Origin of the sequence: Bradyrhizobium sp. SZCCHNS30572 (assembly GCF_032484415.1) — a bacterium.
In the GTDB taxonomy this organism is placed as follows: Bacteria; Pseudomonadota; Alphaproteobacteria; order Rhizobiales; family Xanthobacteraceae; genus Bradyrhizobium.
In genome coordinates this window covers 436,332-448,703 of sequence record NZ_JAUESY010000004.1, presented here as the reverse complement: position 1 = coordinate 448,703, position 12,372 = coordinate 436,332, and the positions used below count along the sequence as shown (strand labels likewise).

General features: G+C 67.7%; 10 protein-coding genes. 2 read left to right on the top strand and 8 right to left on the bottom strand.

The window, feature by feature from the left end; translation table 11 throughout:
* Nucleotides 1-586: 586 nt before the first annotated feature.
* From QX048_RS13220 to ubiE, 8 genes are all read right to left on the bottom strand, one after another.
* On the bottom strand, nucleotides 587-1,309 hold the full coding sequence (locus tag QX048_RS13220) for a nucleotidyltransferase family protein (protein WP_315716898.1): 723 nt from the start codon (nucleotides 1,307-1,309) through the stop codon (nucleotides 587-589).
* Nucleotides 1,310-1,459: 150 nt separating this feature from the next.
* The gene (locus tag QX048_RS13215) at nucleotides 1,460-1,765 is read right to left on the bottom strand and encodes a PilZ domain-containing protein (protein WP_315751762.1); all 306 of its coding nucleotides are present in this window, start codon (nucleotides 1,763-1,765) and stop codon (nucleotides 1,460-1,462) included.
* Nucleotides 1,766-2,100: 335 nt separating this feature from the next.
* Nucleotides 2,101-3,654, bottom strand: coding sequence for a tRNA (adenosine(37)-N6)-threonylcarbamoyltransferase complex ATPase subunit type 1 TsaE (tsaE, locus tag QX048_RS13210; protein WP_316200460.1), 1,554 nt, complete (start codon nucleotides 3,652-3,654; stop codon nucleotides 2,101-2,103).
* A complete protein-coding gene (locus QX048_RS13205; protein ID WP_316170029.1) occupies nucleotides 3,651-6,158 on the bottom strand; it encodes a sensor histidine kinase in 2,508 nt (835 codons plus the stop codon). The genes tsaE and QX048_RS13205 overlap by 4 nt, the downstream gene beginning before the upstream one ends.
* A gap of 189 nt (nucleotides 6,159-6,347) precedes the next feature.
* On the bottom strand, nucleotides 6,348-6,806 hold the full coding sequence (dut, locus tag QX048_RS13200) for a dUTP diphosphatase (protein ID WP_316200461.1): 459 nt from the start codon (nucleotides 6,804-6,806) through the stop codon (nucleotides 6,348-6,350).
* Nucleotides 6,803-8,230 carry a bifunctional phosphopantothenoylcysteine decarboxylase/phosphopantothenate--cysteine ligase CoaBC gene (gene coaBC / locus QX048_RS13195; RefSeq protein WP_316200462.1) on the bottom strand — a complete coding sequence of 476 codons (1,428 nt, stop codon included), beginning with the start codon at nucleotides 8,228-8,230 and terminating at the stop codon, nucleotides 6,803-6,805. The genes dut and coaBC overlap by 4 nt, the downstream gene beginning before the upstream one ends.
* A 180-nt stretch (nucleotides 8,231-8,410) precedes the next feature.
* Nucleotides 8,411-9,985 (bottom strand): 2-polyprenylphenol 6-hydroxylase, encoded by a 1,575-nt coding sequence (ubiB, locus tag QX048_RS13190; protein ID WP_316170032.1) that lies wholly within the window; start codon nucleotides 9,983-9,985, stop codon nucleotides 8,411-8,413.
* Nucleotides 9,982-10,743 carry a bifunctional demethylmenaquinone methyltransferase/2-methoxy-6-polyprenyl-1,4-benzoquinol methylase UbiE gene (gene ubiE, locus QX048_RS13185; protein ID WP_315716905.1) on the bottom strand — a complete coding sequence of 254 codons (762 nt, stop codon included), beginning with the start codon at nucleotides 10,741-10,743 and terminating at the stop codon, nucleotides 9,982-9,984. The genes ubiB and ubiE overlap by 4 nt, the downstream gene beginning before the upstream one ends.
* A 105-nt stretch (nucleotides 10,744-10,848) precedes the next feature.
* Here ubiE and mutM point away from each other — a divergent pair, with 105 nt between their 5' ends.
* Nucleotides 10,849-11,730 (top strand): bifunctional DNA-formamidopyrimidine glycosylase/DNA-(apurinic or apyrimidinic site) lyase, encoded by an 882-nt coding sequence (gene mutM, locus QX048_RS13180; protein WP_316170033.1) that lies wholly within the window; start codon nucleotides 10,849-10,851, stop codon nucleotides 11,728-11,730.
* 78 nt (nucleotides 11,731-11,808) lie between these two features.
* The gene (locus QX048_RS13175; protein WP_316191507.1) at nucleotides 11,809-12,291 is read left to right on the top strand and encodes a cyclic nucleotide-binding domain-containing protein; all 483 of its coding nucleotides are present in this window, start codon (nucleotides 11,809-11,811) and stop codon (nucleotides 12,289-12,291) included.
* Nucleotides 12,292-12,372: the final 81 nt, after the last annotated feature.

The following is a 12,372-nucleotide window of genomic DNA, read 5'->3' as shown; positions in this document are numbered from 1 at the left end:
TGCGAAGCTCTCGCCCTCATCCGAAGCAAGGGCGCAGGGAAGGCCGGGCCTCGGCTGAGGCCCGTGGCCCCCGTGCGTGAAAGAGTGCACGGGGCAGGAACCACAGGTTCAGCCGGAACGACCCGGCCTTCCCTGCGCGACGGTGTTACGGCTTATACGTCCTCTCCTCGGTGTGCCGGCTTGTAGCCACCGTCGCCCGCGCGCGGCGTCAGCAGCGGCGCGAGCTTGGCATCAGCATCGGGATGCCGGGACCTTACGATTTCGCCGTCCTGCCCGAACCGTTCGTCCGCGCACCCGAAAGCACGCTGCAATCCTGACAGGCCATCGCATCCCGCGCTCAACGTCCGTGACGACCGCGATACGCCCCTCGCAACGAGGCGGGATGCGCATGAGAGAACATGAATTCTGTAAAAGCGAAAGAAGAATTTTGTGCGCGTCGGACGCGACGAGCGGGATCGGGTTGAATGTGCGGACGAAAATCGTTTCTCGACGCAGATGATTTGAGTGATCCCAGCGCAGGGTCGGCGCCGACGAGGCGGAGCAAATCGCGCAACGCGCCGACCTGATTCGCCCGTCGGGCAGTCCGCTACGCCGCACTCTCCATCAGAGCCTCTTCCGCTTCCGCCACCGCGGCCGGCGTGCCGACATGCATCCAGACGCCTTCGAGGCGGAGGCCGAACAGGCGGTCCTGCTCGTTCGCCTTGTCGAACATCTTCGTCAGCGAGAACTCGCCGTTCGGCGCGCCGTCGAAGATCGATGGCGAGATGATCGCGGCGCCCGCGTAGACGAACGGCACCACCTGATGCTCCCGCCGCTTGCGCAAGGTACCGTCGGCGAGCATCGCGTAGTCGCCTTGACCCGCGTAGCCGATCGAGGTCGCGGTCGGCGCCATCAGCAGCATGATGTCCATGCGTTCGGGATCGAACGCGTCGGCGAGCCGGGACAGGTTCTGGCGCACGCCCTCGATCCACATCGTATCGGAGTTGACGTGGAAGAACGGCTCGTGGCCGAGCAGCGGCAGCGCCTTGACGACGCCGCCGCCGGTGCCGAGCACCTGGTCGCGCTCGTCGGAGATGATCACGCGGGGCGTGCTGCGCGCCGCCGTGTGCGCGATGATCTGGTCGGCGAGATAATGGACGTTGACGACGGCTTCGGTGACGCCGGCTTCGGCGAGGCGGTCGAGCACATGGTCGAGCAGCGGGCGACCGGCGACGCGCACCAGTGGTTTGGGCATCGTCTCCGTCAGTGGGCGCATGCGCAATCCGAGACCGGCGGCGAGGACCATGGCTTTGTGCGGCTTGACGGGCATCTTCAGGGCATCTCGATCAACGGTGGCATGTGCGAATCATACCACGCAAAAACATCTATCGTCTCGGCCGGTTGCGATAGCCCGTGCCGATGACGAATATGCGACGGCTGCCCGGCCATCGTGATGCAAGATGCCGCAGTCGTGGCTCGGTCAGGCTTCGGCCGAGGCGCGCTTGTTGGTCTTCTTCTTGCCTTGCTTCAGGAAGGTGACGCCGATCTGGTCGCCATTGACCCAGGCCAGCTCGCAGCGCCGGTAGGCCAGGCCGGTCGACGACAACAGCAGGAAGAACTCCTTCAGGTGAAGGCCTTCGACCGAGCCTTCGACCGTCAGCTTCGCCCCGGTCTCCGAGACGTCCTCGATGGTGCAGTTGCGCCGCCAGGTGCCGTCGATGCCCATCATGAAAGCCGGGATGCCGCGCTCGAAGACGACGCGTTCGCCCTTCATCCGCTCTGCCATCGCAACCTCCATTCACGCGCGGCGCGCAACCGGCGCCACGGGCGCAAGGTAAAGGGGGATGGCTAAGAACCGGTAAAGCCACGGGGAGAGATGCTTGAAGCCCGAGTGTCGCCACGGCGGCGGTCGGCTCCCCTCCCCCTTGCGGGGAGGGGTTGGGGGTGGGGGTCCGCGGATGCGGAATGTCGTTGAGTTAGTGGGTCTAGCAGCTCACAGCTATTCAGCTGCTGATTGTCAGGTTCTAAGCCCATCGCTCACAGTGTCGCCCGGAGACCCCCACCCCCGACCCCTCCCCGCAAGGGGGAGGGGGTACGCCGCTGGCGCCGTGAGAGGGTGCCTCAAGCCACGCCGGCTGGAGGCGGCACGTTGGCCGCGTACCAGTCGCGGACTGGGTCGAGCGCCGCGTGCGCCAGCGACCGGTGGAGATAGTCCCAGATGCGAGGCTGGTGCTTGAGGTAGTGCGGCTTGCCGTCGCGGCGGTTGAGGCGGGCGAAGGTACCCAGCAGGCGGGTGTTGCGCTGGACGGACATGATCGCGTAGTGCGCGCCGAATTCGTCGGCGTCGAAGTCCGTCGACGCCGCTTGGCGCGCGGCGATGTAGCGCTCTCGGAGCGCCCGCTCGAGCTCTGCCGACACGTCGATCCGGGCGTCCTGCGCCAGCGAGACCACGTCGTAGGCCGGCGGTCCCATCACCGCGTCCTGGAAGTCGATCACGCCCACGCGGGCGATGCCTTCGCGCGCGGGCAGCCAGAGCAGGTTGGGCGAGTGGTAGTCGCGGATCACCCAGGTCGGCTTAGATGTCGGCTTAGATGTGGGCTTGGCCGCGAGCGGCGTCTCCAGCAACTCGCGCCATATTTCCAGGAATTCGGCGCGCAGCACCTGCGACAGCTCCACGCCACGGTCGGGCAGGTACCATTCGAGCATCAGGCCGATCTCGATCAGCATGGCTTCGACGTCGAAGGTCGGGACCTCGTAGGTCACCTGCGGCGCCAGCGGCAGCACCGAGGGGACGTCCTGCCCGTGCAGCGCGGCCAACAGATCGGTCGCGGCCTCGTAGCGCTCCACGACCGGTCGTGGCGGGTCGCCCTCGATCACGCCCTCGCGTCCGAGATCCTCGGTGATGAGAAAGCCGTGGCCGAGATCGGCGTCGTTGATCTTCGGCGCCGAGATGCCGCGCCCGCGCAAGGCGGCGGCGATCGCGACGAATGGGCGGACGTCCTCGGCGAGATGCACGGCGCCGCTATAGGGCTTGCCGTTGTAGATCGCCGGGCCGTCGGGCCGCTTCGGCGAGTTCATCAGGATGGAGACGCGCTCGCCCTTGTGGAGCCGCGCATAGGAGCGGGTCGAGGCATCGCCGGCCATGCGCTCGCGGCGCGATTTGGCGTGCCCGGCCTCGGCGAGGAATTCGCGCAAGGCTTTCAGCCGTGCAACCACCGCGGCCGCCTTGCCGCTGCCGGTGATCTCGGCGCTGCGGGCGGTGTCGCCCTGCGATGGATCGTGGCGCAGCGCGATGTCGACGCGATCCAGCGGGAGAGTGCCGCCGGCGCGCTCCGGCCATTCGATCAGCACGACGGTCGCCTCCGGCAGCGGCGACAGGCCGATCTCCTCTAGCTCCGATGCATCGCTGATGCGATAGAGATCGGCATGCACCAGCGGGAAGCTCGGCAGGTCGTAGCTCTGCGCCAGAGTGAAGGTCGGACTCGGCACCTCCAGCTCGTCGTCGCCGGCGAGATAGCGGATCATCGCCCGCGCCGCCGCCGTCTTGCCGGCGCCGAGATCGCCCGTGAGCGTGATCAGTGCACCCGGGCCGATCAGCAGCGCGAGATCGGCCATCAGGGCGGCGGTGGCGGTCTCGTCCGCCAGCGTGGTGGTGAATGTCAGCTGGTCCGTCATTCCGCGGCGTTGCGTTGCGCGACGTGGTCGGTCGGGAAGTCACAGGTGACCGTGGTGCCCTTGCCGACCACCGAATCCATCCGCACCCTGCCGCCATGCAGCTCGACGAAGGAGCGCACCAGCGACAGTCCGAGGCCGGCGCCGCGATGGCGCGAGCCCTGCGAATGGCTCTCGAACCATTCGAACACCTTGTCCTTCACCTCGGGCGGAATGCCGGGGCCGGAATCGGTGACCGCGAAGACGACGCTGTGGTCGGTGCGGCGGGCGCTGACGACGACGCTCGAATCCGGCGGCGAGAAGCCGACGGCATTGGCGAGCAGATTGTAGAGCACCTGCACGACGCGGCGCTCGTCGCCGACGAAAGAGCCGACATCAGGGTCCACCGCGATCGTCAATCGGATGCGATCCGTGGCAAGCCGGTCCTGCACGCCCTCGGCGGCGGCCTCGATCGCCTTGGCGGCGTCGACCGGCCCGAGCTCGAGCTTCATGGCGCCGGCATCGATGGTGGCGAGGTCGAGAATGTTGTTGGTCAGCGCCAGCAGCGCGTTGGTGGATTTGGTGACGTAGTCGAGATACTCGGCCTGCTTCGGGGTCAGCGGCCCGGTCGACGGATCGGACAGGAAATGCGCGAAGCCGATGATCGTCGTCAGCGGCGCGCGCAGCTCGTAGGATACGTGGTGGACGAAGTCGATCTTCATCTGGCCGGCGGCTTCGAGCGCCTCGTTGCTCTCGCGCAGGGCTCGCTCGACATTCTCGGTGTCGGTGATGTCCTGGAAGGTCAGCATGGTCGCGCCGTCGGGCAGCGGGCGGCTCATGCAGTCGAGCACGCTGCCGTCCTTGCGCTCGAGCTTCAGCGCAACGTCGAGCCGGTTCTCGATCGACGTGATCGCCTCGCGGACGGTGCGCCAGGCGACCGCATCGTCATAGAGCTGATGGCACCAGGATTCCACGGTGTCGATGTGCGGATGCTCGCGCAACTGATCCGGCGACAGCCGCCACATCTTGGCGAAGGCCGGATTGAACAGCTCGACCCGGCCGTTCGAGCCGAACACCGCGACGCCCTCGGCAAGGCTGTCGAGGGTCTCGCGCTGGACCCGGATCAAGCCGTCGAAGCGGCGGGCAAGCGCGAAGCTCTCGGTGACGTCGTCGAACAGATAGGTGACGCCGCCTTCCGGATTCGGCGTGGTGACGACCGACAACGCGCGGCCGTCGGGCAGGAACCAGGTGTCCTTGGCGGCCTCGACGGCGCGATAGGCCTCGTGAAGCTTGGCCTTCCAGGCCCGGAAGTCGGCCTGCTCGGGCAACTTGCGCGCGGCGCGAAGACGGTCGAGCACCGACGAGTCATCCGGCTGGCTGTCCAGGAAGGCGGGATCGAGACGCCACAGCCGGCGATAGGAGTCGTTGTAGAAGGCGAGCCGGCGCTGGCCGTCGAACACGGCTACGCCCGAGGACAACTGATCGAGCGTGCGCCGGTGTGCTTCCCGCATCCGCACCACGGCCGCGTCCAGGGCCGCCGCCTCGCTGGCGTCGATGGCGACGCCAGCGCTGCCGTTTCCCAGCATGAAGGCGCGCACGTCGTACATGCGGCGCTCGCCGCCGGTCACGATCGGCAGCCGGCCCTCGAAACGGCCGTTGGTGGCGAGCGCGCGCTGCAGGTCGATACGGTCGGCCGAGTCGAGCAGCTCGATGTTGCGGCCGATCGCGTCCGGCACGTCGCGGGCATCGGCGGCACGGGCATAGGCGGCGTTGACGTAAGCGAGAGCGCCATTGGCCTGCCGTGCCCAGATCGGCCACGGCAGCGCCGCTGCCAGCGCGCGCAGCGACTCCGTCTCCTCGCCGAGCGCCTTGAAGCGGAGCTGCGTCTCGGCGAGCTCGCGGCGCAGGCCGGACAATTCGCGGATGCGCACGATGGCCTGGCCGCCGATGGCGCGGCCCATCGCCTCGATCGCATGGCCGTGCGAGGTGGTGAGATTGAGCATGAAGCCTTCGCCCGCCTCGCGCAGCGCGTCGACGGCGCGGTCGAGCTGCAGCGCGGGCTCCGGCGGCAGCCAGGTTCCAAAGGCGAGAATGCGCTGCGGCTGATCCTGCGGCACCAGCATCGAGGTGTCGCCGGAGATCTGCGGACGGTGGCCGCCGGCCGGCCAGGCGATCAGGATCTGCGGCTCGGCGAACAGCAGCGCACGGTAGCGATCGGCCTGCAATTGCAGCCCGGCGACGTCGGCGCGCAGCCGTGCTTCCTTCCGGCCGGCCGCCAGACGCGTGCGCACCAGCGCGACCGCGGCGACGACGGAGAAGCCGAGCAGCGCCAGCATCGCCGTGACCTCGGCGATATCAGGACGGCTCAGCTCGAACAGCGTCGTGATCGCATCCGGCGCCACGCCATCGCCTGCGAAGCCCGGTGTCGCCGGCGCAAGCGCAGTCGCAGCGAGACCCATCAGGCCCTTGCGCGCAAGTGACGTGCACGACAGCAGCGTCTGACGCATCACCACGATCACGCCCGACATATTTGCCCCAAACCGCACGAAGTTCCGCGCGGCGCCGATCGCGTCGACCGCGCCGTCTCACGAATCAATCAACCATAACCGCTTCGGGACTCCAGCGGTAAGAGTCCAGACCGTGAACGATGGTTGCGCCTGAGGAAAATGCGTCCGCCGATCGACTCTTTCGAGTCGGAACAGTGGCAAGCCCGTAGTTCAACGGCCCGTCGACCCGAAGCCGCCGCTGCCGCGCGCGGTCGTCGTCAAGGTTGTCGCGAGGCTGAGCTCGGCGCGCGCGACGGCGACGATCACCATCTGCGCGATGCGCTCGCCGCGGCGGATCGTAAACGGTTCCTTGCCGTGGTTGATCAGCAGCACGCAGATCTCGCCGCGGTAGTCCGCGTCCACCGTGCCCGGTGAGTTCAGCACCGTGACGCCGTGCCGCGCAGCGAGCCCCGAACGCGGCCGCACCTGGGCCTCGTAGCCGTCGGGCAGCGCGATCGACAGTCCCGTCGGCACCATCGCATGGCTGCCCGACGCAAGGACGAGCGGCGCATCGGGCGGAACCGCGGCGAGCAGATCGAGCCCCGCGGCATGTGCGGTCTGATAGGCCGGCAGCGGCAGGCCCTCGCCATGCGGCAGGATCTGCACGTCGATCGCGATCGTCTGTGTCACGCAACGGGTCCCATGGTTCTGGCGATCTCGGCGACGAGCGCAGTCGCGACCTCGTCCTTGGTCATGATCGGCCAGGACGCGACATGGACGCCATCGGCGTCCTTCGTCAAGAGATGTACGGTGTTGCGGTCGCCGCCCATCACACCGGTCGCGGGCGAGACGTCGTTGGCGACGATCCAGTCGCAGCCCTTGCGGGCGAACTTTGCCTTCGCGTTGTCGATCAGGTGCTCGGTCTCGGCGGCGAAGCCGATGACGAGACCAGGCCGCTTCTCCTGCAGCTTCGAGATCGTGGCGAGGATGTCGGGGTTCTCGACCAGCGTCAGCGGCGGGATCGCCTTGTCCGTCTTCTTCAGCTTCTGGCCGCCCTCATTGGCGACGCGCCAGTCGGCCACCGCCGCGGCGAAGATCGCGACGTCGGCGGGCAGCTCGGCCTCGACGGCGTCGAGCATCTGCCGCGCCGATTCGACGTGGGTGACGCTGACGCCCTTGGGGTCGGCGAGCTCCACCGGTCCTGCGATCAGCCGCACGTCGGCGCCGGCGGCCTGCGCGGCGGCGGCGATCGCAAAGCCCTGCTTGCCGGAGGAGCGGTTGGCGATGTAGCGCACCGGGTCGATCGGCTCGTGGGTGGGGCCCGCGGTGATCAGCACGCGGCGGCCGGCGAGCGGGCGCGGCGTCGGCGGCTTGAGCATGGCGACGACGGCGTCCGCAATCTCGGTCGGCTCGGCCATGCGGCCGACACCGGCCTCGCCCTTCTCCGCCATCTCGCCGGCGTTCGGCCCGATCATCTGGACGCCGTCGCGCTGCAGGGTCGCGGCGTTGCGGCGCGTCGCCGGATTGCTCCACATCATCGGGTTCATCGCCGGCGCCAGCAGGATCGGCCGGCTCGCCGCGAGCAGGATGGCGCTGGCGAGGTCGTCGGCGGCGCCGTGCGCCATCTTCGACATCAGGTCGGCGGTCGCCGGTGCGACCACGATGAGATCGCAGTCGCGTGCGAGCCGGATGTGGCCGACGTCGAACTCGCTGCGCGCGTCGAACAGATCGGTGAAGACACGATCTCCCGACAGCGCCGACGCGGCGAGCTCGGTCACGAATTGCGTCGCCGCCTTGGTCAGCACGCAGCGGACGTGGATGTGGCGCTCCTTCAGCCGCCGGATCAGGTCGAGCGATTTGTAGGCGGCGATGCCGCCGCCGATGATCAGGGTGACGCGAGCCTCGCGCGCCCGGCCGGGCTGGGGGACGAGCGGGGCGGAGAGGTTGGCTGGAGCTGGCGGCGCCATCGGCGGCTCGGATGGATCGGCAGGCTCGATCAGCGCGCGCAGGATGACCCGGACTTCCTCTTCGACGGAGCGCCCGTTCTGCGCCGAGCGCAGTCGCAGATAAGTCTTGAGAGAGTCGTCCAGCTTGCGGATGGTCAGGCTCGCCATGACCGCCTCCCCAGCATTGTCGTTGTGAAGGCAATGCTAGCAGAAAATGACAGCAGTGCAATCAGAGGAGGGTGGGCAAAGCGGCCGCCGTGGGCGGCAGCGGCGCCAAGCGGGGCGGCAGAATACGAGGAAAGGCGGTGGGCACGGCGGCAGCCCTGCGCCTTCGCCCCCGCTGCGAGTCTACAGCCTAAGCACCGCGAACAGAATGCCGATGAAGGTCAGTGCGATGACCCACAGAGCTATGGCGCGCCAGCGGCTCTTCTTGCCTTCGGTGCGGCCCATGGCGGCGATGGTTTCCGGCGACAGGCGCAAGCCGTCGCGGCTCATGGTCTCCATGTGCTCCAGCACGGCGGCGGCGCGGGCGGCGAGCACGGGCAGGGTCGCGCTGAGCCGGACCAGGTCGCCGACGCCGGACACGGCGCCTTCGATGCGGCCGAGCGGGCCGAGATTACGCTCGATCCATTCGCGCACCACGGGATCGGCGACCTTCCAGATGTCGAGCTTGGGATCGAAGCCGCGCGCGACGCCCTCGACCACCACCATGGTCTTCTGCAGTAGGATCAGCTCCGGCCGGGTGCGCATGTCGAACAGGCCGGTGACCTCGAGCAGCAGGGTCAGCAGCTTGGCCATCGAGATTTCTTCGGCCGTGCGGTTGTGGATCGGCTCGCCGATGGCGCGGATGGCCTGTGCGAAATTCTCCACCGAATGATGCGGCGGCACGTAGCCGGCCTCGAAATGAACTTCGGCGACGCGGCGATAGTCGCGGGTGATGAAGCCGAGCAGGATCTCGGCGAGGAAGCGCCGCTCCTTCATGCCGAGCCGGCCCATGATGCCGAAATCCACCGCGACCAGCCGTCCCTGCTGGTCCAGGAACAGGTTGCCCGGGTGCATGTCGGCGTGGAAGAAGCCGTCGCGCAGCGCGTGGCGGAGAAAGCTCTGGATCACCTTGCGGCCGACGTCGGGCAGATCGACATTGGCCTCTGCGAGCCGGGCGTGATCGTTCAGCGCGATGCCGTCGATCCACTCCATCGTCAGCACGGTGTTGGCGGTGCGATCCCAGTCGACCGTGGGTACGCGGAAGTCCGGATCGTCCTTGATGTTTTCCGCCATCTCGGAGAGCGCAGCGGCCTCCAGGCGAAGGTCCATCTCCATCGCGACCGAGCGCGACATCGTGTTGATGACCTCGACCAGCCGCAGCCGCCGCGCCTCCGACGAATGCGCCTCGGCCTTTTCGGCGACGAAGAAGAAATCGGAGAGGTCGCGGCGGAAGCGCGAGGCGACGTTCGGCCGAAGCACCTTCACCGCGACCGGACGACGAATGCCGTCGCGCTCGACCTCGCCGCGATGCACCTGCGCGATCGAGGCGGCGGCGACCGGAGGACCGAGATGCGTGAACAGCTGGCTGATCGGGCGCTCGAGCGCGGTGGCGATGACCGCCTCGGCCTCGGCCTGCGGGAATGGCGGCAGCCGGTCCTGCAGCGATTCGAGGTCGCGCGCCATGATGACGCCGACGACGTCGGGCCGCGTCGCCAGGAACTGGCCGAGCTTGAGATAGGCCGGGCCCATGCGCTCCAGCGCCCGCGACAATCTTGGCCCGGACTTGGCGCCGGGGCGCTCGACGAGGCGCGCCAGCTTCAGCGCGAGCTGGCCCGGCGGCGGCGCCAGGCTCGGATCGACGGCGCCGAACACGCCCTCGCGCGCGAACACGAAGGCGGCCCGGGCGAGCCGCGTAATGTGGGTGAGTGCGGAGATCACAAACGCCAGCCGGAATGAAGCGCGACGATGCCGCCGGAGAGGGTCTGCCAGGACACGCGGGAGAAGCCGGCCGCCGAGATCATCTCGGCGAAGGCGCTGGGGCGCGGAAACTGGCGGATCGATTCGACGAGGTAGCGGTAGGACTCGGCATCGCCGGTGACGGCGCGGCCGAGCTGCGGGATCACGTTGAAGGAGAACAGGTCGTAGAGCTTGTCGAGCCCGGGCATCTCGACGGTGGAGAATTCCAGGCACAGGAATCGGCCGCCATGCTTGAGCACGCGGAAGGCCTCGGCGAGCGCGAGCTCGATCTGCGGCACGTTGCGGATGCCGAAGGCGATCGTATAGGCGTCGAAGGAGCGGTCGGGAAAAGCGAGCTTTTCGGCATTGCCCTCGACGAACGAGACCTTGTCGTCGAGATATTGCTTCAGCGCCCGCTGGCGCCCGACCTCGAGCATGTCGCTGTTGATGTCGCACACGGTGGCATGGAAGCCGGCGCCGGCCTTCCGGGCGGCGCGGAAGGAGATGTCGCCGGTGCCGCCGGCCACGTCGAGCAGCGCGAACGGCGCATCGCTCTTCGGCGGGTTCAGCGTGTTGATCATGATGTCCTTCCAGACGCGGTGCAGTCCGCCCGACATCAGGTCGTTCATCAGGTCGTAGCGCTGTGCCACGCTGTGAAACACGTCGTTCACCAGCGTCTGCTTCTCGCCCAGAGGCACGTCCCTGAAGCCGAAATGAGTGGTTTGGTCCGGCTGATCCATCACCCTTACTCCGATACGGCACCATAGCGCTGATGCGGCCAAGGCGCTATCACGTCAGCCGGACAAGGTGAATGGTCGCGGATGCAAAAGGTGAAATGAGCCGGCATGCCTGAGCTGCCCGAAGTCGAGACCGTCCGGCGCGGGCTGCAGCCCGTCATGGAAGGCGCCGTCATCGTCAAGGCCGAGGCCCGGCGCGGCGATCTCAGGTTTCCGTTCCAGCCCGATTTTGCGAAGCGCCTGCAGGGCCAGACCGTCAGGGGACTCGGCCGGCGCGCCAAATATCTGCTGGCCGACCTCGGCTCCGGCGACGTGCTGCTGATGCATCTGGGCATGTCCGGCTCGTTCCGGGTGATCAAGCCGGAGCACGAGGAGACGCCGGGCGAGTTTCACTATCCGCGCGGCAAGGACAGCGTGCACGACCATGTCGTGTTTCACATGTCGTCTGGCGCCGACATCGTGTTCAACGATCCGCGCCGCTTCGGCTTCATGAAGATCATCGGCCGCGGCGAGATCGAGACCGAGCCGCATCTGAAGGATCTCGGGCCAGAGCCGCTCGGCAACGAATTCGATGCCGCCATGCTGGCGCGCGCCTGTGCCGGCAAGAAGACCAGCCTCAAGGCGGCGCTGCTCGACCAGCGCGTCGTCGCCGGGCTCGGCAACATCTATGTCTGCGAGGCGCTGTTCCGCGCCCATCTGTCGCCGCGACGGCTGGCGGCGACGTTGGCAACGAAGAAGGGCGAGCCCACGGATCACGCCAGGCGTCTGGTGGAAGCGATCCACACCGTGCTCAACGAGGCCATCCGCGCCGGCGGCTCGTCGCTGCGCGATCACCGCCAGACATCAGGCGAACTCGGCTATTTCCAGCATTCGTTCCAGGTCTATGACCGCGAGGGCGAGCCGTGCCGGACGGATGGCTGCGAGGGCGTGGTGAAGCGTTTCGTGCAGAACGGGCGGTCGACGTTCTGGTGCCCGAAGTGCCAGAAGTGATGCAGCGGCCGACGAGCCGGCATGGCCGGCTTGCCCCAGTCTGCTTGTGACGGACGGGGGTGGGGGTATACTGCCGCCATGGCTGTCAGCTCGCCCGATCTGAAAGCATTCCTGCTCGCGACGCCGTTCTTCGGCGGCCTGCCCGATGCGAGCCTCGATCTGCTGGTCTCGATGCTGGTCGTGCGTGAGTTCGAGAGCGGCGCCGTGGTCGTCGCCGAAGGCGAGGCGGGTCGTTCGATGTTCGTCGTGCACAGCGGCACGCTGGAGGTGAGCGAGCGCCTGGAGACGGGCGTTGCGATCCATATGTCGCGTCTCGAGCCCGGCGATTTCTTCGGCGAGATGACCCTGCTCGATATGCAGAACAGATCGGCCACCGTCGTCGCGGAAGCGCCGACCGTATTGTACGAGCTGACGGCGCAAAAGCTGTATGCCTTCTACAAGGCTGACATCCACGCCTATGTGATCGTGCTGCAGAACATCAATCGCGAGCTATGCCGCCGCCTGCGTCGCGCCGATGCGCGCATCAAGCAGCTGGAGATGCGCGAGGCTGGAGAGCGCTAGGCACGGTTGGATTCGGTGGACTCGATCTCGCGGTCGGTGATGTTTCCCTCGCTCCGCTTGCGGGGCGAGGGAGCGCACCGC